The sequence below is a fragment of the Cupriavidus nantongensis genome (assembly GCF_001598055.1).
Classification (GTDB): Bacteria; Pseudomonadota; Gammaproteobacteria; order Burkholderiales; family Burkholderiaceae; genus Cupriavidus; species Cupriavidus nantongensis.
The window spans coordinates 4,065,196-4,085,074 of sequence record NZ_CP014844.1 but is presented as its reverse complement, the minus strand read 5'-3'; the positions used below and the strand labels follow the sequence as shown (position 1 = coordinate 4,085,074).

At 60.1% G+C, this 19,879-nt stretch carries 25 protein-coding genes and 1 other annotated feature; of the genes, 7 read left to right on the top strand and 18 right to left on the bottom strand.

Annotated features, from left to right (window positions below; translation table 11 throughout):
* Positions 1–384: 384 nt before the first annotated feature.
* Positions 385–1,128, bottom strand: a complete 744-nt coding sequence (gene loiP, locus A2G96_RS18900; RefSeq protein ID WP_062801600.1) for a metalloprotease LoiP — start codon at positions 1,126–1,128, stop codon at positions 385–387.
* A gap of 211 nt (positions 1,129–1,339) precedes the next feature.
* On the opposite strand from loiP, the gene A2G96_RS32660 reads away from it, so the two are divergent.
* Both A2G96_RS32660 and A2G96_RS18895 read left to right on the top strand, forming a co-directional pair.
* On the top strand, positions 1,340–1,621 hold the full coding sequence (locus A2G96_RS32660) for a BrnT family toxin (RefSeq protein ID WP_082819010.1): 282 nt from the start codon (positions 1,340–1,342) through the stop codon (positions 1,619–1,621).
* Positions 1,572–1,856 (top strand): BrnA antitoxin family protein, encoded by a 285-nt coding sequence (locus A2G96_RS18895; protein WP_062801599.1) that lies wholly within the window; start codon positions 1,572–1,574, stop codon positions 1,854–1,856. Before A2G96_RS32660 ends, A2G96_RS18895 begins: the two co-directional genes overlap by 50 nt.
* A gap of 54 nt (positions 1,857–1,910) precedes the next feature.
* Here A2G96_RS18895 and A2G96_RS18890 read toward each other — a convergent pair whose 3' ends face one another.
* Positions 1,911–2,684, bottom strand: a complete 774-nt coding sequence (locus tag A2G96_RS18890; protein ID WP_062802245.1) for an APH(3')-II family aminoglycoside O-phosphotransferase — start codon at positions 2,682–2,684, stop codon at positions 1,911–1,913.
* Positions 2,685–3,015: 331 nt separating this feature from the next.
* Between A2G96_RS18890 and A2G96_RS18880 the strand changes: the two genes are divergently transcribed.
* Positions 3,016–3,678, top strand: coding sequence for an Arm DNA-binding domain-containing protein (locus tag A2G96_RS18880; RefSeq protein WP_062801598.1), 663 nt, complete (start codon positions 3,016–3,018; stop codon positions 3,676–3,678).
* Positions 3,679–3,771: 93 nt separating this feature from the next.
* Here A2G96_RS18880 and A2G96_RS18875 read toward each other — a convergent pair whose 3' ends face one another.
* Genes A2G96_RS18875 through istA form a run of 3 tightly spaced genes read right to left on the bottom strand, consistent with a single transcriptional unit; the run spans position 3,772 to position 6,231 of the window.
* Positions 3,772–3,978, bottom strand: a complete 207-nt coding sequence (locus tag A2G96_RS18875) for a hypothetical protein (protein WP_062797544.1) — start codon at positions 3,976–3,978, stop codon at positions 3,772–3,774.
* Positions 3,975–4,742, bottom strand: coding sequence for an IS21-like element helper ATPase IstB (gene istB / locus A2G96_RS18870; RefSeq protein ID WP_062797542.1), 768 nt, complete (start codon positions 4,740–4,742; stop codon positions 3,975–3,977). The genes A2G96_RS18875 and istB overlap by 4 nt, the downstream gene beginning before the upstream one ends.
* The gene (istA, locus tag A2G96_RS18865) at positions 4,729–6,231 is read right to left on the bottom strand and encodes an IS21 family transposase (RefSeq protein ID WP_062797539.1); all 1,503 of its coding nucleotides are present in this window, start codon (positions 6,229–6,231) and stop codon (positions 4,729–4,731) included. Before istA ends, istB begins: the two co-directional genes overlap by 14 nt.
* A gap of 743 nt (positions 6,232–6,974) precedes the next feature.
* Here istA and A2G96_RS18860 point away from each other — a divergent pair.
* Positions 6,975–7,742, top strand: coding sequence for a tyrosine-type recombinase/integrase (locus A2G96_RS18860; RefSeq protein ID WP_062801597.1), 768 nt, complete (start codon positions 6,975–6,977; stop codon positions 7,740–7,742).
* Between the two features lie 255 nt (positions 7,743–7,997).
* Here A2G96_RS18860 and A2G96_RS32655 read toward each other — a convergent pair whose 3' ends face one another.
* From A2G96_RS32655 to A2G96_RS18820, 10 genes are all read right to left on the bottom strand, one after another.
* Positions 7,998–8,462, bottom strand: coding sequence for a hypothetical protein (locus A2G96_RS32655; RefSeq protein WP_082819009.1), 465 nt, complete (start codon positions 8,460–8,462; stop codon positions 7,998–8,000).
* 1 nt (position 8,463) lies between these two features.
* The gene (locus A2G96_RS32650) at positions 8,464–9,126 is read right to left on the bottom strand and encodes a S1 family peptidase (protein WP_082819008.1); all 663 of its coding nucleotides are present in this window, start codon (positions 9,124–9,126) and stop codon (positions 8,464–8,466) included.
* Between the two features lie 210 nt (positions 9,127–9,336).
* The gene (locus A2G96_RS18855) at positions 9,337–9,759 is read right to left on the bottom strand and encodes a hypothetical protein (RefSeq protein WP_062801596.1); all 423 of its coding nucleotides are present in this window, start codon (positions 9,757–9,759) and stop codon (positions 9,337–9,339) included.
* Between the two features lie 126 nt (positions 9,760–9,885).
* A complete protein-coding gene (locus A2G96_RS33415; protein ID WP_150124179.1) occupies positions 9,886–10,098 on the bottom strand; it encodes a hypothetical protein in 213 nt (70 codons plus the stop codon).
* A 27-nt stretch (positions 10,099–10,125) separates the two neighbouring features.
* A complete protein-coding gene (locus tag A2G96_RS18850; RefSeq protein ID WP_062801595.1) occupies positions 10,126–10,626 on the bottom strand; it encodes a hypothetical protein in 501 nt (166 codons plus the stop codon).
* A 41-nt stretch (positions 10,627–10,667) separates the two neighbouring features.
* Positions 10,668–11,917, bottom strand: a protein-coding gene (locus tag A2G96_RS18845) for an IS3-like element ISRme15 family transposase (protein WP_085960508.1) whose coding sequence is annotated in 2 segments (ribosomal slippage) — positions 10,668–11,623 and positions 11,623–11,917 — 1,251 coding nt in all. Because the reading frame shifts where the segments join, the coding sequence is not laid out codon by codon here.
* Positions 11,508–11,624, bottom strand: a sequence feature (AL1L pseudoknot). It overlaps the preceding gene by 117 nt.
* Positions 11,918–11,984: 67 nt before the next feature.
* Positions 11,985–12,566, bottom strand: coding sequence for a hypothetical protein (locus tag A2G96_RS18835; protein WP_062801594.1), 582 nt, complete (start codon positions 12,564–12,566; stop codon positions 11,985–11,987).
* Between the two features lie 171 nt (positions 12,567–12,737).
* A complete protein-coding gene (locus A2G96_RS18830; RefSeq protein ID WP_150124178.1) occupies positions 12,738–13,040 on the bottom strand; it encodes a hypothetical protein in 303 nt (100 codons plus the stop codon).
* A 167-nt stretch (positions 13,041–13,207) separates the two neighbouring features.
* The gene (locus A2G96_RS18825) at positions 13,208–13,666 is read right to left on the bottom strand and encodes a hypothetical protein (protein ID WP_062801592.1); all 459 of its coding nucleotides are present in this window, start codon (positions 13,664–13,666) and stop codon (positions 13,208–13,210) included.
* A gap of 73 nt (positions 13,667–13,739) precedes the next feature.
* A complete protein-coding gene (locus tag A2G96_RS18820; protein WP_062801591.1) occupies positions 13,740–14,372 on the bottom strand; it encodes a recombinase family protein in 633 nt (210 codons plus the stop codon).
* Positions 14,373–14,610: 238 nt separating this feature from the next.
* On the opposite strand from A2G96_RS18820, the gene A2G96_RS18815 reads away from it, so the two are divergent.
* The gene (locus A2G96_RS18815) at positions 14,611–15,039 is read left to right on the top strand and encodes a hypothetical protein (RefSeq protein ID WP_062801590.1); all 429 of its coding nucleotides are present in this window, start codon (positions 14,611–14,613) and stop codon (positions 15,037–15,039) included.
* A gap of 143 nt (positions 15,040–15,182) precedes the next feature.
* Here A2G96_RS18815 and A2G96_RS18810 read toward each other — a convergent pair whose 3' ends face one another.
* The 3 genes from A2G96_RS18810 to A2G96_RS18800 form a co-directional block, all read right to left on the bottom strand.
* Positions 15,183–15,686 carry a hypothetical protein gene (locus tag A2G96_RS18810; protein WP_062801589.1) on the bottom strand — a complete coding sequence of 168 codons (504 nt, stop codon included), beginning with the start codon at positions 15,684–15,686 and terminating at the stop codon, positions 15,183–15,185.
* Positions 15,687–16,356: 670 nt separating this feature from the next.
* Positions 16,357–18,216, bottom strand: a complete 1,860-nt coding sequence (locus A2G96_RS18805) for a VapE domain-containing protein (protein ID WP_082819007.1) — start codon at positions 18,214–18,216, stop codon at positions 16,357–16,359.
* On the bottom strand, positions 18,213–18,410 hold the full coding sequence (locus A2G96_RS18800; protein ID WP_062801587.1) for a hypothetical protein: 198 nt from the start codon (positions 18,408–18,410) through the stop codon (positions 18,213–18,215). Before A2G96_RS18800 ends, A2G96_RS18805 begins: the two co-directional genes overlap by 4 nt.
* Positions 18,411–18,845: 435 nt before the next feature.
* Between A2G96_RS18800 and A2G96_RS18795 the strand changes: the two genes are divergently transcribed.
* Both A2G96_RS18795 and A2G96_RS18790 read left to right on the top strand, forming a co-directional pair.
* Positions 18,846–19,202, top strand: a complete 357-nt coding sequence (locus A2G96_RS18795) for a hypothetical protein (RefSeq protein ID WP_062801586.1) — start codon at positions 18,846–18,848, stop codon at positions 19,200–19,202.
* 22 nt (positions 19,203–19,224) lie between these two features.
* Positions 19,225–19,857, top strand: a complete 633-nt coding sequence (locus A2G96_RS18790) for a hypothetical protein (protein ID WP_062801585.1) — start codon at positions 19,225–19,227, stop codon at positions 19,855–19,857.
* Positions 19,858–19,879 lie beyond the last annotated feature (22 nt).

Below are 19,879 nucleotides of genomic sequence, written 5' to 3'. Positions count from 1 at the left end.
GGCGTGGGGGCGCTGGGGCTCGGCCTCTCAGGCGACGCGAGCGCAGGTGCCGCGGTGCGTGGCGCGGCATACCGGCCCCGGGCGCGAGGGCGATCGTGGCGACGCTGGCCGTTTGCGGTGCCGGCACGCAGGCAGCACGTGCGACGGCATGGCCGTGTCGAGGCAGCGAGAGGATTATCTCTGCCGCTCCCGGGCTGGCGTAGTGAAAGCTTTTGTCGGTGAATTAAACGCAGTCAACAATGCGCGTGCGGGATGGCGCGCCTGCGTGGAACGGGCTCGATGGCGGCGCGCGAGGGCGGCGCGCGAGGGCGCGGCGCGCACCCGCCGAAGGGAGGGAGCCGCCTCACCCGGACGGGTGCGGCGGCAGGGGCGAATGCGCCGGGCTCAGCGCCCGCCGGCCAGGCGCGCTTCGATATGCTTGGCGCGCTCGAGCGAACCCGGGTGCGAACTCAGCATGCTCGACTGTCCGCCATCGAGCTGCGACATCTTGCGGAACGCCGATGCCAGCGCCTGGCGGTTGGCGCCGTTCCTGGTCAGCAGGTCGAAGGAGTAATCGTCGGCCGCGGTTTCCTGGCGCTGCGAGAACTGCGCATTGACGAACTGCTCGGCCAGCGCGCCGATCTGCGACGACGACAGCGCCGTCAGCGAAGCAATGCCGGTCGACCCCAGCAAACCGCGCGCCGCGGCCGCGGTGTAGGCCACCTGCATCGCCGCCTTGGTGTGGCCCAGCGCCACATGGCCGATCTCGTGGCCGACCACGCCACGCACCTCGTCGTCGCTGAGCAGGTCCATCAGCCCGCTGTAGACGCGCACGCAGCCGTTGGCCATGGCCCACGCATTGATGTCCTTGGTCATGTAGACCTTGGCATCGAGCGGCAGCCCGGTGTTGCCGAGGCCACTCATCACGGTGGCCAGCCGGCGCGCGTAGGTGCTGCCTGCCGGTGCGATGGTGTTCTTCTTGTCCATCTCGGCGCAGGACTGGTCAGACAGCGTCTTGACGCTGCTGTCCGACAGCGTGGCGGCGGTGAACAGGCTGCCGCCGGCCTGGGTCAGGCTTTCCATGTTGGCGCCGGCACAGCCGGCCAGCAGCGCGGCGCAGGCGAGGACGGGTAGGGTCAGTCGGCTCATGGTCGCTCCGGGGGTAATGGGATGGCAATGCCATAGGATAGGAAGCCGCGCCCCGGGGCACCAGTGGGCGCTGTCCGACACACCCTGAAACGTCGGCCGGAAGGCATTGCAGGTATAAGCGATGTGACCGAACCGGCTGGTGATGCAGGGCTAATTTCGTACGTACAAACACCCTTGCCGGCTATTAATATTTGTAAGTACAATTAATCCCGTGATCATCGAATTCGATCCCGCCAAGCGAGACAGGACCCTTGGCGAACGCGGGCTCGACTTTGCGCGGGCCTCCGAGGTTTTCGCAGGCACGCATTTCACTGGCGAAGACACTCGCGAACGCTATCCCGAGCCACGCTATATCACTGTCGGCACGCTGGATGGCCGCATGGTGGTCATGGTTTGGACCACGCGAGGCAAGGCACGCCGCATCATCAGCATGAGGAAAGCCAATGAAAGGGAACAAGCGCGCTACCTCCACCACTTGGGTGGATCCCGATGACGCGCCGGAATTGACCGACGATTTTTTCGAGCAGGCCGACTTGCTGAAGGGGGACAAGATTGTCAAACGAGGGCGCGGCCGGCCGCGCGGTACCACCAAGACTGCCACGACGGTACGCCTCGATGACGATGTCCTCGAAGCGTTGAAGGCAAGCGGACCGCGCTGGCAGACGCGGCTCAATGTGCTGGTCCGCGACTGGCTGAAGACGCACAGGCTCGACGAAATCGAGGTCTGAGCATGGCTCGTTCCGCTGGCAGGCTTTACGAGGCCGTCACCTCAGTGGGACTGCTCAGAAGAATTCGTCCAGCAAGCAGTAAAACGCAAGGCGTCGCTCGTCAGGCACGACCCCATACTCGCGAAAGAACGGCGCGACCCAGTCCGGCCCGAGATTGCGCTCGATGCTGCGTGCTGCCAGTGCCAGGTCCTGAAAACGATCGCTGATGCCGAGTCGGCCGCAGTCGACAAAGCCCGTGAACTGACCCGCGTCAGCCATGAAGTTCGGCAGGCAGGCATCCCCGTGGGCTACCACGAGATCATGCGGGCCCTGGGGCCTTGAAGACAAAAGCTCTTTGAACAGATCCGTGGCGGTTCGTCCCAGCCTGTTTTCATCGAAGTCCGTTTCATCGACCAGGCCGGCACTCACGCGGTCTTTGGCGGCCGCTATGCGCGGCTCCAGACGGTGGTCGAAGGGACATTCTGCAATGGGCAGCCGATGCAGCGCGCGCAATGCCGTCGCGATGATACCGATGACTTGCGGCGGCGACAGGTCGGTGGCGCTGGCCAGGTCCCGCCCCGGCAGCGCAGTCATGAGCAGCCAGTGGCGGTTCGCTTCCGTCGTCGTGTCGAGAACCGACGGCGCGGGCAGGCCAAGCCGATTCAGCCAGCGAAGACGGGCAATCTCGTCGGGAAGCTCACTGAGCGAGCCCAGCGGCTCGGACTTCAGAAACAGTTCCTTTCCGTCATGGAGGCGGATGCGGAATACGTCAGCGCCTGATTCGCCTATGCTCTGGCGTTCGATCGACGCTTGTCTGAACGGCTCGCGCCATTTGCTCGGAATACGCATGTCGTCATCGGAGTGAGGCTCGCGCCACGTCACGGTACCGAAACTGTACCCGACCACCACCTGATGAAAATCCCCCGGTGCGGGGCATGGGCTACGAAATCTTCCAGCTATCTGGATTTTCGGAAGATCTTGTTTTGAGAAGATCTTGTGATGGTGCCCGGGGTCGGACTCGAACCGACACGCCTTGCGGCGGGGGATTTTGAGTCCCCTGCGTCTACCCAAGCACTGCGCGTAAACGATTGATTTTATTGGATTTCTGTCTACCTCGCGGGTGCAGCTAACGGGCTTTTCCGTGCCTAATCGTCACATCTTACGGAAAAGTCACGGAAAAATGAGCACCACCAACGCAAGCCACGCGACGCTGTCTAAGCGCCCAGTACTGGCCAAACTGATCAAACTTCCAGGGCGATACACAGACGCGGCATTTCCGGCCCTAGGGCTACAGGTATCGCCCAAGGGCAAGGCCGTCTGGTTTGTCCGGTTCAAGCCCGAGATAGGCGGCGAGTACAGGCGAACGTTAGGAAGCGCCGCGACCAAGGCGGACGACTCAGGAACACTCGATTACGCCCAGGCCAGGGCCGTGGCCTTGGAGCGGATGAACGAGGCCAACAGCACGTGTACGCGCGGCGCCCGGAGCGATACCCTGGCGGACGTGTGGGCGCTTTTCCTGTCCAGCCGCAGGACGAAGAGGGGAGCGCCCCTCAGTGCCGCGACCAAGGCTGACTATGACAAGTGGTATCGCATCGCGCTGCGGCCAGTTCACAAGTGGGTGCTTGCCGAGTCGTCCGTGGGCCAGTGGGTCGAATTTCTGAACGGGGTCAAGACCAAGCACGGCGCGGCAAAGGCCCTCTACATGTCCAACATCATCTCTGCCGTGTACAGCTTTCTGATGGGCTTGGATCGGCTCGACTACAACCCGATGACCAAGGTGCGTCTGTCTCGGCTGTTCGTTGCGCCGCGCCCTAAGTCTTCCCATCTGTTGACGGCGGTGTAAAAGCGACAGTAAATGGCGGCGTATGGTTGGGTCAGAAGGTCAACAGCAAGGGGCCGCATGCGGCCCCTTGCTGTTTGGGTTGGATGGTGCAGGCTAGAACGGATCGTCGAGGCTTTTCTCGGGGGGCGAGCGCTGCTCACGCAGCAGGTCATGCAGTGCGAGCTGGTAGTGCGCGCAGATTCGCTCGCGTAGATCGTCGATGAGTTCGACGACGGCGAGGGCCTGTTCTGGGGACCAGTTGTCTGGGATCAGGAAGTCCAGCCCGTTGGTGATTCCTGAAGGCAGGTGCAGATGCGTCATGATGGCTTTTTCTCCGCCCGGGCCACGCTGCGTTTCTTTGCTCGCTGATCGGCCCGCTCACGCGCTTCCTTGACGCGATACGACTCGCCCTCGATCGCGATGACTTCGGCACGATGCACCAGTCGGTCAACCAGCGAGACGACGCAGGCGGCGTTCGGGAACACCTCCGACCATTCGGCGAATGGTCTGTTTGTTGTAACCACCGTACTGGTGGCGCCATATCGGCGACTGATGAGCTCGAACAGCAGATCGGCATGTCGGTTCGAGTACGACAGGTAGCCGACCTCGTCGATGACCAGAACGTCCGGCGAGGCATAGCGGTGCAGGCGTCGACGCAAGGCCGAATCGCTGTCGAGGGCGGCCAGCTCGCCGAGCATCTGGCCGGCGGTGGTGAACAGCGCTGTGTGCCCTTGGACGAGCGCCTGATAGGCCAGATTCAGCGCCAGGGTCGATTTGCCGACGCCGTTCGGGCCGATCAGCACGACGTTGGCCGAGTCCTTGACGAACTCCAGCGACATCAATTCTTCGACGGCGGCCCGGTCGCAGCGCGTCGGCCAGGCCCAGTCGAAGTCGCACAAGGGCTTGAAGTTGCCCAGTCGGGCATCCCGGATGCGTCGCTCCAGCGAGCGGCGCGAGCGCTCCTCTTCTTCCCATTGCAGCAGCGGCGCCACCCAGCCGGCGTCGGCGACCTCCGGCCAGTGTGCCAGTAGCCCATGCAGGCGCAAGGCGTTCGCACGGCTTTGCAGGTTCTCAGGCGTGTTCATTGGCATCTCCCGTGAGCTGATCGTAGATGTCGAGGCGGTGGGGTATCACCAGCTTGTCCTTGTGCCGGACGTGTTCAGGTAGATGGATACCCACGGGCGGCGGTGCCTGGCGCGCCTCGCGCCGGCGCTCCAGCGCCAGGCGCACCGGATTCTGGTGAGGCGCCGCATCGCTGGCGAGGATTTCCTCGATCGCCGCTTGCAATTCAGCGGCGCCATAGCGGTCGAGCAGCCGCAGCAGGTGGGTGGTGATGTTGCCCAGATTGCCGCCCCGTTCCGCTGCGCGCTGCAGCAGCGCCTGGCTGGCCGGCGCCGCCCGAGCCAGATGGTCAAGTCCGCGATGGTGGCGGGCTTCGCGTTTGCGTTCGACCAAGGCATTGATGTGCGCGGCAATCTCTATCTGCGCGCCGCGATCGTAACTGCGCTCATGAGTGGCGAGCAGTTCCGTGCCATCGAGGATGCGTACCTGCCGGGGACTGGCCCGCACCGTGAGCGTGCGTCGCACATGCGTATGCGGGATCGTGTAGTCATTCAGATCGAAGCGCACATACGGTGTCTTGCCGACCTTGACAGCCAGTTGCAGTTCGCATGGATAGGGATTCTCCGGCAAGGCGAGCAGGCTGGGCTGCTCGCGGGAGAACGCCTCGCGTACGCTGATCGTCGGTTCTTCCCGGCAGGGACGATCGGCCGCAAGTCCCGCACACCAATGGGCGGCTTGGGCGTTGAGCTCATCGAGGTCGGTCACGGTGCGTCCGGCGAAGAAGCTCTCGCGTACATAGCGGATGGCGCGCTCGACGCGCCCCTTCTCGTTGCCACGGGCGACGGCAACCGGCCGGGGCTCGTAGCGGTGATGCGCCGCGAACGCGAGCAGTGTCGGATGGAAACGGATCGCATCGCCCTGGCGTTCCAGCACGGCACTCTTCAGGTTGTCGTAGAGCAGGACCCTGGGAAGGCCGGACCAGGCTTCGAAGGCACCGGCATGGCCGGCCAGGAAGCTGTCCATGCGTGCATCAAGGTAGAAGCGCAGATAGATCTGCCGCGACCATGACAGCACCATCACGAAGGCCATCAGCGGCCGGCGTGCGCGGCCGATCTGCAGATGGCCGAAGTGACCCCAATCGACTTGCCCTTGTTCGCCCGGCAAGGTACGCAGACGCAGATAGGCTTCCGGCTGTGGGCGCGGCCGGTGCAGCGCGATCATGTGCCGGAAGTGGTGCTGGCTCCCGCGGTAGCCGCGTTCGGTCACCATCGCATACAGGCGGCTGGCCGTGAGCGACGGGAACTTCTTCAACGTCTCATGGATGAATGGCAGGTAGGCGTCGATCTGCGACGGCCGCTGCACGCTGCCAATCCTGGGCAGGCCGGCCTGCGCCAGCACACGCTGGACGGTGTCGCGGTGCACATGCAACTGGCGCGCGATGGTGCCGGCGCGCCATTTCTCGACGTGGTAGTAACGCAGGATCTGGGCTTCAAGTTCTACTCCAATGGTCATGGGTCGTGTCCTGTGCGGTCAGTCGTACGAACATCACGGAAGACCCGACGACGCAGTGGTCCGAGGCGGACAAAGCCCGAATATGTGCAACGGCAGAAGTGGCAATGCTCAGGCACCGGTGTTGAGGCGCCAGCGGGCGCCGGTGCTCTGGCCGGCGTCGTCAAGGTCAGCGGCAGTAGAGCATCGGCGGCCTGCGCGGCGGAACCCTGATGCGTCACTTTCTTTTGGCGACAGCGGTAGCGGCGCATCCGCTCCGCGTGCGCCAAGCGGCCGCGGCGGCTGCGTTGATAGCGCTGAGCGGCCTCGCGCAGGCTGGCGCGACGCGCTGCTTGCGAGCAGCCGCCATTGCAGTAGATCTGACCGCGGTCGCAGCGGCGGCAAACAACGACCTGCGCCCGGCAATGGGCGCACACAAAGAGGCGGCCCGTGGCCGGCATCGGCGATCCCCCAGTCATGCCGAAACGGCCTCGACGGGATGGACGAGCCGTGCCATACTGGCTCGGCACGCGCGCCCTTGGCACGAGTGGGGCACGACATCGGGATGAACTTGGCGGTTTGGACCGGTGTCGTGCCTGTTTCTTTTCGGCGGTAAAGCCAACCTTTTTACCGCATCCCCACTGCGACGTCACCACCTTGCGGAATGCCCATCACCGGGCGCGTCTGCACTCGCCCTACGGGCTCGCTCCGACGCGCCCGGTGGCCACCTTCAATATCGAATCAGAAGACCTCGAGACAATCCTGCAATGCAGGAGTTGCTCCGCATCTTTAAGCCGCGCCGCCGTTTAGTGCCGGTTTTAGACAGCCATTCACACCATCTGCCACTCGCCGCGCTGAAGCCGTTCTATGGGGCCATAGAGGCTGCGTTGACCAGAAGTGATAGCAAGGATGCAGTGCGCCTGCTGTTTATGAGCGGGTGGCGTTTAAATGGCGCGCTGGGCCTCCGGTGGGATCAACTGAACTTGGACGAGGGTTATTGCTTCGTGCCGCCCGGCTCCCACGGGTGGAAGGGATTCGCTGGCGTGATGCCGTTGAGCGATCAAGCCGTGTCCTTGCTACGGAGTCGCATGGAGAGGCGCCGCGAGAATGATGGAGGCTGGGTATTCCCGAAGCGCCACGGAGCCAAAGGCCTGCCACACATGAGCCGGATTGCCGATGCGCTGAAGATTGTCTGTGAATGGGCCGGTGTGGATAGGGTCACCGCGCACGACCTTCGCCGCACGTTTGCATCGGTGGCGCGGCTGGCCTTTGGTGGAGAGTTGGACAAGGTGGCATTACTGCTCGGTCACCACTGGGCGCTGGACGGTCAGCCTGTGGTCGATACGCGCAGTGCGATCACGCGGCGATACATACAGACAGAACTGCCAGCGATGCGCGCAGCAGCCAACGAGGCCGCGACATTCATGATGGAGTTGGTTGGCGTAGTGCCGATGTCTACGGCCACCCGTAGCGCGTTGAAGAGGGCAGGGTACGCCGCGCCGCGTGCGGAGGATATTGCGCTGAAGCTGGGGTGACAGCGGCTTGATCAGCTGACCCTGTAGCAAGGGCCAGGGTCGCGGAGGGCGGGCATAGTGCCGCCCGCAATTCGGTGTTGAATCGCCGCGGCCACGAAATCCCGAACACATTTAGAGGCGAAAGATTACAGAGCGGAGGGCATCCGGTCGCGGCGTATCGGGCGGTAAGTGGTCGGGCGCTATCGACCGGCCGAGGCGGGTCCAATAGATTGGCTGACTAAGACTGTCGTAATGAGGCGTCTGTTCAGCAGTTGGCTAAGCCGAATCTTCAGTGCTGGGCCGATGGGTGGCGCACCAAGCGTTGACGGTAATCTTTCCCAGTCCGGCCAAAATGAGCGTTACAACTGGCGCCAGTACAGCGGCAGATGTGCCGAGATATGGCGCCACGGCCACCGATACGGCACCAACGAAATACGTTCTTACGATGCCTTTTTCCGCAAAAAGGCCTTCTCTTTCCTTTTTGTATTTCTTCTCCCCGCACAGAAAGGCGTATACCTCTGCCTTTATATTGTCGAGAAATTTGTCTTTCGCTCCGGCCGTGTTTACGGCTCCAAATGGATGCGTATTAGCCGCAGATGCTGTGAGCCATGCGCGAGCGACGTCATCATAGCTTCCATCTGCAGGCATGAGCTGCTCCACGATTTTCTGCTGGTATGTGGGCAAGCTCGCAACCCATTTGGTTGGGTCATCATCAAACAAGTGATCTACTGTCATTTCCATCTCAGTACATCTCCAAGAGATATTCTGCTGATACCGCGTGAGTGGTTTGATGTAGCACATTCGGGTCGATGCCGGCAACGATGACCTGCCCAGCCGATTCTGGAATGTAAGCGCCAACAATGACGGCAATCAGTTGTCCATCGTCTCGCGTGAACACTGGGCTGCCAGATTGCCCAGGTCTAGCAAGAGTGTTAAGTACTATGTGCTTCGACTTTATTTTCCCCGATGAAAGAAGTATTCGCGCACCGACGCTTGACTCTTGGCGGGTCAGTATCAACCTACCATGGTCGGCATGTGGATACCCGAAGCTGCACAGCGGGGTGCCAACTTCAGCAGCATCTGTGCCTGCGATTGTGTGCGTGGTGTGTAGGTTGACGTCAGCCACTAGAATGGCCAAATCGCGAAATGGATCTGAAGCCAAAATGCGAAGAGGTACCATTCTGACGGAGGTATCCGATGCATCTTGATATACATTTACATCGGGGAAATCGAACGTCCGCAACACCAGCACCAAACCTGTGTCACTACCTGATACGACATGGGATGCAGTAGCGAAATGTCCCTCTTTGTTCAGGTTGAATGCGGTGCCGAGCAGCTGAACTCCACCGGGGCCCACCCGCCCAATGCTATAGACCACCCGTGACAAATTTCGAAAATTGTGCATCCTCTTTTCCTAAAGATTCAATAGTTTGTACGCCAATTGTAGCTTGACGTGCGGGTTCACGGACGCCCCCGAGATGGAGGGGCGTTCTGAGTAAAATCACAGCCACTACTCATCGCGCTAATGGCCGCAGCCAGTGTCCGTTCGGAGGCGAAAAGAAGGAGGCTCGCGGCCTCCATCTAGTCCAATCCAGAGGTCTGGTGCGCCGCGCGGCTATACGTGGCACCCCTTGATCTTGTTGAGGTCGCGGCGCATGCCGTTGAGCAGGCGCACTGCATCAACTTTCGTCCGAGCGGTGGCGGAGGGCGACTCCGCGATGCTGTTCAGGATTTTCGACATATTGTCGATGCTCAACAGTTCCTCCAGAGACTTGCCCTCAATCTCCTTCCGCCTCGCTTCCTCGATACGGAAGAATGCGATGCGGTCCACGGCCCACTGTGCATAGGTGAGGTCGGCAATGCTGTTGATAGCGAAACGCGCTCCAAATGTCCCGCGAAATGCAGATTCCGCACGATGGCCGCTGGAGCGCAGGCGGACGTACTCGTCAAACAATGCCTTGTAGGTCTGCCTAAAGTTGGGAGATTCGATATGCGTAACGTCAAGGTTAAGGCTGGGTGCTTGCTTGTCGATCATCATGATGGATGTCCTTTCGTTGCCTGGGCGTCTGTTCTTGTTATTTGAGTCAGCGGTGCGGCGGCAGTGGTGTCCAAAGGAGGATCAACCACGCAATCGCTGTCGCGCACTGGATGAGGTCAGCAGTAGTCATTGTTTGGCCTCCAAGTTGCGACAGGCCACCAGTACAAGCGCACATGCGCTGTTCGATAGCTTTTGAAAGCGGCCAGCCTTTAAGTACGCTATCTTTCGCCGGCTCACTCCCGAAAGCCTTGCAAGGGCATTCGTGCCAAACTTCCTTGCAGCGTTTTGAGCCGCAAGGCACACTTCAAGTCTGACACTGGCAATTTCGATGACACTCATAGTCAGCCCTCCTTGCTCGTATGGCACTCAGCCCTCGATCAGCGCGGACAGATCGGTGCTGTCCAGCGCGCGGCCTGCGTTCATCTGGTAACGCGCAAACTCGATGTCCTTGAGGCGCTGAACGTTCTGGCGATGAATTGCCGCATCCGCCGCAGCGCGCTGCTTGGCTTCATCATCGGTGCTCAGGTACTCCTCCATGGCCGCGCTCGACTCGCTGGGTTGCGGCGTGGTGGAGGGCTTCACGCTGGGTTTGATGGGTTGGATGCCAGTGACCTTGTCTGCGACCTTTGCCGCGCGGCGCTGCTCAGTGAGCTTTGCAATGCGCTCCGTGACGGCTCGCACCTCAGCAGCGAGGCCATTGACAACGTCAGCACTGGGCAGGGCTTTCGCGGCGCGCTGCTTGCCCTCGACCGGGCCGGTATTGGCTCCGGTTTGGTGGTCGGTGCGCTCTTGAGTGGCGCCTTCCAGCGCGCCTTGCTCGGCGGTGTCACGGACGGCATGGATGGTGCGGCGAGTCTTGTTGCTCATGATCTGTTTGAATCGCCCCGGTTTTCGCGGAGGCTGTTTGGTTAAAGTAAAACGGCCTCGTCGGCGGTTTTGCCGAGTTGGTTGTAGTAGTTTGCCTCAGCCTCGGCGGGCGGGATATAGCCGATGGATGAGTGCAGGCGCTTATGGTTGAACCAAGCGACCCATTCCAGTGTTGCCAGTTCGACGGATTCCCTGGTTTTCCAAGGCGCGCGGCGATGGATCAGCTCGGCCTTGTACAAGCCATTGATCGTCTCGGCCAAGGCGTTGTCGTAACTGTCGCCACGGCTGCCGACCGACGGCTCGATGCCGGCTTCGGCCAGGCGTTCGCTATAGCGGATGCTGACGTACTGCGATCCCCTATCGGAGTGGTGGGTCAGAGAACCGTCGTTGCCAGGCTGGCGAGCGTATAGGGCCTGCTCCAGCGCATCGAGCACGAAGTCCGTCGTCATGGATTTGCTCACGCGCCAGCCGACGATGCGCCTGGCGTAGACGTCGACGACGAAGGCCACGTACAGCCAACCCTGCCATGTCGAGACGTAGGTGAAGTCCGAGACCCAGAGCTGATTGGGACGGTCGGCCCGGAACTGCCGGTTGACGCGATCCACCGGGCGACTGGCGGCGTCGTCAGCGATGGTCGTTCGCAGCCGCTTGCCGCGCCGCACACCTTGCAGTCCCTGGGCGCGCATCAATCGCTCGACCGTGCAGCGGGCAACCGTCACGCCCTCGCGGTTCAGTTGCCGCCAGACCTTGTCGGCGCCGTAGACGCGATGGTTCTCCTGCCACACTCGCTGGACTTGCGGCATGAGCCGTTCATCACGACGCGCACGGTCGCTGCGCCGTGACGGATCACGCAGCCGTGCGGCATGGCGCCGATAGGCCGACGAGGCAACCTGCAACACCTTGCAGATCGGCTCGACCCCGTAAACCTCCCGGTGCCGGTCGATGTAGGTGTTTACGACTTCAGCTTGCGGTCGAGCTCCGCCTGCGCGAAAAAAGCGCTGGCAGTGCGCAGGATGTCGTTGGCGCGGCGCAGCTCTCGGTTCTCCCGCTCCAACTCCTTGATGCGTTCTCGCTCGCTGGTGGTGACGCCTTCGCGCTGTCCGCTGTCGACTTCGTGGCGCTTGACCCAGGTCAGCAGCGTCTGCGCCGAGCAGCCGATCTTGGGCGCGATGGACTCGACCGCCACCCACAGCGACGGGTACTCGCCGCGCGACTCCTGCACCAGGCGCACGGCGCGCTCGCGCACTTCCGGGGAAAACTTGTTTGCGTTGTTCTTGCTCATGGCTCGCATTCTCTCAAGAGTGAGAGCCTCCGCAAAACCCGGGGCGATTCAGTTCTCCGTTGAGTTTGGTCGTTGATCAGAAGTACTGGATGGCTTCGGAGCTGGTCGTGTTATGGCCGCGCATGCCGGCCAAGAATTCTTGAGTGGGGCGCACTGAGATGCAATGGACAAGTTGATCCACTTTGTCGGCGTCCTGTTTGCGTAGGTGCTCGGGATACTCCAACGGCAAGATCGGGTTACCATCTTCGTGCGCTGCCTTCGTGCAAATGGCAATCTCGTCCTTCATCATTGATTCCAGCTCGAAGATGTCTCTGTTGCACTTATCGGCATAGGCCCAGAACCGCTCCAGGAAGCGATCGCGGAATTCACGGGCCGCGTTGGACAGTGCACGGTCGAACAGCACGCCTTCCTCGAAGGCTGCAGCGGCTCGCTCGATGGAGTCCGGATGGCCGATGAAGGGGCCACCGAATGCGGTGCGGAATGCCTTGCCGCGCGGCACGCCAACGATGCGCAGGCGGGCATAGCGTTGCGCAGCCTCGACACCAGCGAAGAAGCGCACGGCCACACCGCTCGTGAACTGGTCCGCATCCAGAGCAATGCCGTGGTACCTGGCGTCTTTGTGGAATGTGCGGATCGCAAAGAGTTGCTGTTTGTCCATGGTTTGAGGCTCCTGATAATGAATTAAAGAAATTGGCGCTGCCTATTGATAAAATCGCCGCGTCCATGGGATTAATTATCGGAGCCTGTGTGGATGGCCGATACGTTCACTGGTACAAAACGGGTAATTTGTACCGTTCGACAGGCAAAATAAAGCGCGGACTCAGCCGCGCTAATGTCCATTTCTCAAATCGGTTTGAATCAGGCGATTCCCTTTGCGAAAGTCCTTGAGCGCATCGAGTAGCAGCACCGCATGCTGGACAGCCGCTGGGTCAGGGTATGTGAGCAGGGCGGCCTTGATGCAGGCGATGATGTAGACGGCCAAGCGCGCCGCAGCCAGCTTCACCGCCTCGTCCAGCAGCTTGTCCATGGGGCTGCGCGGCTCTTCCTTGCTCGGTGAGGTTTGCTGGTCTGCGCGGTTCTGGTTTCTGTACTCAGCCGCGCGTTTTGCTCGCTGGCGCTTGGATGGAGTCATCGAGTAGTTTCCTTGGAAGGTTTGCGTTGCGCACAGACGGCCCATGCGATGCGCATAAGAGACCTTGAAGGAAACCGGATGAACTCCGCAGGGATTATCTGTTGGGCGCCCTATTGGATGGGCTTATTGCCGCCTGAATCGATTCTATGGGCGCTTGTGTTCGCGGCCTACGGACATTGCGCAGGCTGGTCCGCCTCAAGCGCAAAGTGGTATGCCTTGCCTTCGTGTTCGAAGACGGCAGTGCGTTCGCGCTTCAAGCGAACTCGGAAACGGATGTGCTTGCTGTCAGGCAGCCCGAAGTGTTGGAAGGCGCTGCGAACGGATTTGTGGACGGTGGTGGCGCCGTCCACCGTGATGGTGACCTGATCACGGATCAGCCGCGAGGCCGCAACGTTGGTGTTGTGCCAAGATGCCGCAACACCGAGCGAGTTGGAGGCCAGTCCGCCGCGCTCCTTGACACGCGCCAGCCCATCCTTTGACTTTATTGCGCATTGCTGCTCATCTTTGCAAGGCCGCATTCCATACGCACCTAAGGGGAGTGCAGAGAGGCCCTTGTCAACAGCCGCAATGTCAATGATGAGGGATGGCTCGGTGATTGCGTGAGCCATCCAGGCGAATACGTCCATGGTTCTTGATGGGTGCTAGTGTCAAAGCCATCTAATCTATGGACACGCCTGGGAGCGGACTACGTACATGGCGTCAAGCGGCCTCCTGTGCCTTCTCCGCGTCCATCTCTTGCTTGACAGAGAGGATGGTGGAGCGGGATGTGCTGAGCGTTTCGACAATTTCACTCCACGGAGTACTAGCGTTGAGTAAGCGGCGAATTTGCAACCGCTTCTTATCATCGGGCTTGCGGCCTTTGTACTTGCCGGACTCCTTTGCCTTCTCGATGCCCTGGGCTTGCCGCCTGCGCCGGTCGTCATAATCCTTGCGGGCAATCGCGGCGAGCATGTCCAGCATCATGTCGTTGATCGCATCAAGCATGCGGCCTTCGAAGTCATCGGACTCAGCCGCAAGGCGGTGCGACGTGGGAAGGTCAAGGGCCACGACTCGCACGCGCTTGGTCTTGATGATGCTCTTCAACTCGTCCCAGTCGGCCTTGTTCAGTCGCGACAGCCGATCCACTTGCTCAACCAGCAGAACATCGCCTGGGTGGCTATCGTTCAGCAGTCGTTTTAGCTCCGGGCGATTGATGGTTGCGCCTGACTCGTTCTCCACGTACCACGATGCGATACGCAGGCCGCGCTCCTTTGCAAAGGATTGCAAATCGCCCTTTGCGCGCTTGGCGTCTTGCGCGTCAGTCGATGCACGAAGGTATGCGCGAACAAACATGGTGGCTCTCCTGTCGGTACTGTTAGGGTGGTTCGATTATAACGGTACTGTTAGGGTCTGTTTTGCACATATCCGAACTGAGGCCGCGCCAGTACGGCACGGGCGTACCGAAATCGAACCGGGAAGACCGCGTCTGCACTGCGCAAACTCGTTCCTCCGTTTTCTTCCGTTTATTTGCTTGACATCTCCGGCAGGCGTTGTGTACAGTCAGTTCACGCAAACAAACGTAGAGTCAAGCATGAAAACGCAAATCTCAATCCCGGTAGACAGTGACTTGTTCCTCACCTTGGCGGACTTCTTGCGCAGCAACCGCGATCCACGCAACCCGGTGCTTGTGGTCAGCGAAGCGATTGAGTACTGGCTCGACAATGCAAGTTGGAAGCCGGAGCTTCTGACGGAGAGCAGTACACGTGGCTATCAGTGGAAAAGCCTGTTTCTGCCCGAGGGAACGGAAATCCGGATGCAGTACAAGGGTGTCTACTCGTACGCGAAGGTGGAGGGCGATGAGATCATCTACAACGGCAAATCCATCTCGCCCGGAAGCCTGGCGAACACCATTGCAGGCACGAGCAGGAATGCGTGGCGGGACTTGTGGATCAAGCGGCCCGATGAGAAGGAGTGGCGGCTGGCCGATGAGTGCCGCAACGAGGCTGGAGCCGCTGAGTGAGCCGCCTAAACAGGCCGCGCCGCCCGGACAAAACAAAGCCCGCTAGAACCAATGTCTAGCGGGCCTGGGAGCAGCGGACTACTAGCGGCCCATCCGGACGCCGCGAGGCCAGCGCTGTGTGTCCTCGTGGGCCGGTGATGGCGTTACTGTAGGGTTGGAGGCTTGGGGGCGTCCGGGTCAGGTGCGGCGGCGGGGGCCGCAGGCGGATACACCAGGCCCTCGGTGTTGTAGAAGTCCGACAGGGCGCGACCGGCTTTGCGGGTCTTGCCGTTCTCGTCAATCTCGGTGATGCCGGTCAGCACCATCGCATCGCGCAGGGCGCCCAGCCGTGCAGTCTCCTTCATCAAGGGATTCCGATACACCGACATGAGCTCCACCAGCGCAATCCGCTCGTTGAGTATTTGGTCGACCGGCGTGGACTTGACCGCCGCATCAAACTTGTCGTTGTAGAAGTCGGTGGACTCCAGATTGTCGATGCGGTGCTGGGTGTAGTTGTCGATATTGTCGGCGCCGAACACTCGGCGGAATGCGGCGTGCTGGCTGTGGCCGCGCACGCGCAGGCCAACGTATCGGTCAACAAAGTATTCGTTGTCTTTGAGGAAGTCCTCATCGGCAAAATGGATTGCCAGGATGGTCGGCTGGCTCATGATCTACTCGCTTGCGGTGTACTTGTTGGCCTGAGTATATGGACGGCCTACGAGAGCGTCACGCTGGTGGCAGTGTTCGCTGTCGTGCGTCTGTCGCATGGCGTGCCGTCCGTCTGCCGCGCCCTTCGGTTGGACGGCTGTGGTGCAGGTTGCCGCGATGCGGTTTTAGGCTTGCCGCGTGGTGTTCTGATGGTGAGCGGTCAAGCCGCACGGCTTGTGGGTCGGATGACCCATGATGAAACTTGGCTGTTTTGCCGCGCCTCTGTGGTCAAGTGGATGAGAAGTTGGATTGCCGCGCCCACTTTAAGGCCCACTAACCGCTATCCCTTATCCTGTAAGGCTTTCCTATGTCTTTAAGTGGTTAAGTGGGTTAAGTGGGAGTTATTAAGAAAAGTATTAAGTGAAGCGTACACGTTCGCATTAAGAACTCTATCTTTTTCCGGGCGGCGATAGTACCCCCCCCGTTAGGAAAGGGTTTAAAACTGCACCCACTTAATCACTTAAATCGCTCGCGACAAGTCTTAAGTACGTTATTACAAACGATATTTAATGTCGAAAAACAAGGGGCGCGGCCTATCTCTCACCCCCCTTGTTTCGAAATTCTGCCAATAAAAAGCGCGGCGGACCTATTCAGATCACACCGCGCCGAGCTAAAGAGATTTAAATTAATTCAAAATCCACCACGGTTATCAGCCGCAATGCCTTCATAGTCAGTGTTGTGGTCTTCGTCTTGTCCATCGTGATCGCTTTCAATCAGTTTAAGTGCCGTGCCCTTTGGCTGGTCTTTCCAGAAGTACGCGCCGCAGCCATCAATAAATCCGCCCGGCCCATTGGTGAACGGAGCACCGAGTGCGGCCATGCGCGGCTTCAGTCGCTCCTCCTTCGGCACCTCACGAGTCATGGCCGCAAGCACACGGATGAGGTCGGCCGACTTGATGAAGTCTCCGGAGCCGAACTTGCCGCCCTTGCGATACTTCAGCTTGCCTTGTCGGTTGCACTCGGCAATCGCAGGGATGAGGTAAGTATCCAGGACGGGGTCTGCAATCACGCCGCTGCCGCGCGCCATCTCTTCGCGGCTGAACTCCTGAACCTGAACAATCACGCTGTCCACAAATTTGCGATAGCCGATGTGCTGCAAGAAGTCACTATCCTTCATCATCCCAACGCCTTCATCGTGGGACTCGATCCACGCCTTGCACTCGGCCATGATCTGCCAGAATCGTTCGCGGAATCCTTCGTAATTCACCTTGAAATTTAGGTCCCACTTATGCTGCCCATTCTCGTCTTGAAGCTGGCCGCAGAAGATCGGGTAGAAGCGACGGTTGCCGGTATCGTCACGTTGCAAGCCTTCGTACTTGTTGCCGTCCAGAACAATGACCCACTGTCGCGGCTGCTGGATTGGCGCTGCATACTTGTGATCCAGCGTATCTGCCGTGCGCGTGACGAACGTCTTGATCTTGTTCAGATCGCCGCGCGCCATACCAACCATCTCACCGATATTGGCGATAACGCTGGTGCCGGTGATTTTCCGGATGAACTCCTTGCCATTCTCGGACATGTCAACGTCCGTGGGCTCCACTCTGGGGTTGCCTGTCACCTCCTCGCAGATCAACTTGGACATGTATGACTTGCCTGAGCCCTGAGCGCCGAACAGCGACAGAACCATAGGAGCGAATGCGCCAGGGTACATCATGCGGCTGTAGAGCGACAGCCAGAAGTAGCGTCCGAAGTCACGATTCAGCGGCGTGTCGAAGCACTTGAACAGGTTGATGAGTTCAACATTCATGCGCTCCACGCCATCCCACTCAGGCATCTTCTCCTTGATGCGTTCCTGGAGGCTGTTGCGCTCTGCCCCTTTGGTATATTCGAGAAGGGCGGCGCGAACCTCAGGAGCTTTGAGGCCGGTCAACCCTGTGGCCGACATTGCCATTGTGAGCTCAACGACAGAGTAGTTGCCGTTGATGACCTTGATTTCATTGTCATTGCTGCTGTCGGCAATGATGGATTGGCCTCGGAACGAGTCGAAGTGCGGTCGTGCTGGCAGTTCATCACCAAACAACGCGCTGAATACTGCCCAATAGTTCGGGTGTGAGTGCAGCGGTTGCGTAGCGTAGCCATTAGCCATCGCCTTCACTTCCGGGAAGTTGATGGCCTGCAGCGCAACGAGGGCCTTGGCTCGCTTCTTCAGGTCTGGCTCCTTCCGCGCCTGAGCAATCATTTCATCGGCACGGGCCTTGTTTTCTGCGAGGCGCAACACGGCCTGCTTGGTGCGGGCCTCGGCCTCTTTGGCTTCGTCGCTGATTCCGGCGTCCTTCATCGGAAGCCCGATGTCATCATCATCCATCGCTTTTTTGGCTTCGTCCTCCCGCATTTGCCGATGGACCTGCTTGTAGCGCTTGGACACATGCACCTCTTTTACTTCTTCACTGCTCGATTGCATAATTCCTCCCGTAGTACCTTCTGTTTGCTTGCTTGTCTGTTCCGAACCCGCTGCGTCCACAGCGGGTTTTTCTTTGCCTGCTGCGTTCATTGACGGGACTCCCTGTTCTTGCGCGGCCTGCCGATGTGAACCGCGCCCAGCTTCGGGTCGAAGTTCAGTGAGCCTCCATTCCCCAAGTGGCGGGCAAACGCGCGAATCAAGGCCGAAGCACTCACGCCCAGCCGTTCCGCCGCGACGGTCACTGCATCCGCATCGCGCTCAAACATCCTGTATCTGACTTCCATTTCACGCTCCAAAACGACGAAAGGCACCGGACTCAGCGCCCAACGAGTGGGCGTGAATCGGTGCCTTTCTGTGATTTCTCCAGCCGCGCTGTCTGTCGCGGCCAGTTGATTAATAGTAGCGCCGTGCCTTTTATCGCGCTACACCGCAGGAGTGTTCATCCCATCTCCGTAGCGCCACTGCAACGCTGCACCACCAGCCATTCCCTGCGCAAAAGTCATCGCAAATTTGACTGTCACTTTTTCGAGAAAAGTGAGGATGTCCGCGCGGCAAACCTCTCGCGCATGAAACAGCGCGTCCAGACCTATCGTAACGGCGCCTCCATGTAGCGCGCGAGTGTGCGGGGCCAAATTACCCTTTTTGTACCAGTGAACGTATCGGCGGAGCCATATAAAACGGAGAATTAATCCATAGGGTATTCGACAAAGGATTAATAAATGGCTGTCAGTAATTCGCATGTCGCTGGGCTGAAGGGGCAAAAGCCTTTGAAGCTGAATCTCAGCGAATCATTCTTCGATGACCTCAAGCGCGAGTCCATCGAGCGCGGCATCACAGTCACCGACACCATCCTTTCCCGCGCTGAGGCGGGCTCGCAGGCCAGGGCGCATCTGGAATCTGTCGTGCAGGCCGCGAGGATGGTTGTGCAGGCGTTTGACGCCACGACCGATGAAGAAGCGCGCCGCACCCTCAACGAGTTGGCCGATGGCCTTCTGTCCGCTATCGAAGGCATCCACAAGGTCGAGATGCGGAATCCCAAGCGCATCCGCCGCAGGGCACGCGCGGCAACCAAATAACCGACTTTCAGGAGCAGAGCAAATGAACAAGCACATCATCAGCGGTGCGAACACCGAAGCCTTCATGATTCATCCGGTGCTGTTCCCGAAAGGGTTTGGCATCTCTTCCTTCGCAGGAGGCGTGCCGGATTGCCCGGACGCCATCGCATCCGACATCACGCGCAACGTAGTCATCCGTGTCAACGGTGGCCCTGTCGAGCGCCGCGGCCTCGGCAGCGTCCGTGTCTCGCTGCTTCTGAACCGTGTATCGCGGCGCGAAGACCTCACCAATCTGCTGGCCGTCTTCAACACGCATATGCCGATGCCACCGCGCGCTGGCTCCGATGGCCGTGTGTCTCTGTACGTCCGCTACGAAGATGGCCGCGTGCTGGAACTGGCTGACGGTGCGTTCCTGATCGAGAACGGCGGCGAGCCGGTCAACGACACGCGGCATATTCGCCTGAATATGCAATTCACCGATGCGCGGCTGCATCCCACCGATGCCCTCTACACCGCTCTCACGGCAAAGCCGCACGACCCTGACGCGCAGTACTACGCCGATGTTGCGGCCTTGGCTCAGTGCATGTCGCTGGCGCGCGCAAAGGAGTTGGCCGAAGAAGTCCGGTTGTTTGACTCACGCGTCAACCGCCGCGCGAACACCGTTCGATTCCGATAAGTCCACCGTCCACCTACCGATC

Bases quoted from the DNA above. Each gene is read 5' to 3' on its own strand.
- A2G96_RS32650 (WP_082819008.1), bottom strand. From the start codon at position 9,126: ATGCACAATTTTCGAAATTTGTCACGGGTGGTCTATAGCATTGGGCGG.
- istA (WP_062797539.1), bottom strand. From the start codon at position 6,231: ATGACCATTGGAGTAGAACTTGAAGCCCAGATCCTGCGTTACTACCAC.
- A2G96_RS18830 (WP_150124178.1), bottom strand. From the start codon at position 13,040: ATGACTCCATCCAAGCGCCAGCGAGCAAAACGCGCGGCTGAGTACAGA.
- A2G96_RS18875 (WP_062797544.1), bottom strand. From the start codon at position 3,978: ATGACGCATCTGCACCTGCCTTCAGGAATCACCAACGGGCTGGACTTC.
- A2G96_RS18895 (WP_062801599.1), top strand. From the start codon at position 1,572: ATGAAAGGGAACAAGCGCGCTACCTCCACCACTTGGGTGGATCCCGAT.
- A2G96_RS18825 (WP_062801592.1), bottom strand. From the start codon at position 13,666: ATGGACGTATTCGCCTGGATGGCTCACGCAATCACCGAGCCATCCCTC.
- A2G96_RS18805 (WP_082819007.1), bottom strand. From the start codon at position 18,216: ATGAACGCAGCAGGCAAAGAAAAACCCGCTGTGGACGCAGCGGGTTCG.
- istB (WP_062797542.1), bottom strand. From the start codon at position 4,742: ATGAACACGCCTGAGAACCTGCAAAGCCGTGCGAACGCCTTGCGCCTG.
- A2G96_RS18815 (WP_062801590.1), top strand. From the start codon at position 14,611: ATGAAAACGCAAATCTCAATCCCGGTAGACAGTGACTTGTTCCTCACC.
- A2G96_RS33415 (WP_150124179.1), bottom strand. From the start codon at position 10,098: ATGAGTGTCATCGAAATTGCCAGTGTCAGACTTGAAGTGTGCCTTGCG.
- A2G96_RS18880 (WP_062801598.1), top strand. From the start codon at position 3,016: ATGAGCACCACCAACGCAAGCCACGCGACGCTGTCTAAGCGCCCAGTA.
- A2G96_RS18850 (WP_062801595.1), bottom strand. From the start codon at position 10,626: ATGAGCAACAAGACTCGCCGCACCATCCATGCCGTCCGTGACACCGCC.
- A2G96_RS18795 (WP_062801586.1), top strand. From the start codon at position 18,846: ATGGCTGTCAGTAATTCGCATGTCGCTGGGCTGAAGGGGCAAAAGCCT.
- A2G96_RS18820 (WP_062801591.1), bottom strand. From the start codon at position 14,372: ATGTTTGTTCGCGCATACCTTCGTGCATCGACTGACGCGCAAGACGCC.
- A2G96_RS18855 (WP_062801596.1), bottom strand. From the start codon at position 9,759: ATGATGATCGACAAGCAAGCACCCAGCCTTAACCTTGACGTTACGCAT.
- A2G96_RS18860 (WP_062801597.1), top strand. From the start codon at position 6,975: ATGCAGGAGTTGCTCCGCATCTTTAAGCCGCGCCGCCGTTTAGTGCCG.
- A2G96_RS18890 (WP_062802245.1), bottom strand. From the start codon at position 2,684: ATGCGTATTCCGAGCAAATGGCGCGAGCCGTTCAGACAAGCGTCGATC.
- A2G96_RS18810 (WP_062801589.1), bottom strand. From the start codon at position 15,686: ATGAGCCAGCCGACCATCCTGGCAATCCATTTTGCCGATGAGGACTTC.
- A2G96_RS32655 (WP_082819009.1), bottom strand. From the start codon at position 8,462: ATGGAAATGACAGTAGATCACTTGTTTGATGATGACCCAACCAAATGG.
- A2G96_RS18790 (WP_062801585.1), top strand. From the start codon at position 19,225: ATGAACAAGCACATCATCAGCGGTGCGAACACCGAAGCCTTCATGATT.
- loiP (WP_062801600.1), bottom strand. From the start codon at position 1,128: ATGAGCCGACTGACCCTACCCGTCCTCGCCTGCGCCGCGCTGCTGGCC.
- A2G96_RS18835 (WP_062801594.1), bottom strand. From the start codon at position 12,566: ATGGACAAACAGCAACTCTTTGCGATCCGCACATTCCACAAAGACGCC.
- A2G96_RS18800 (WP_062801587.1), bottom strand. From the start codon at position 18,410: ATGGAAGTCAGATACAGGATGTTTGAGCGCGATGCGGATGCAGTGACC.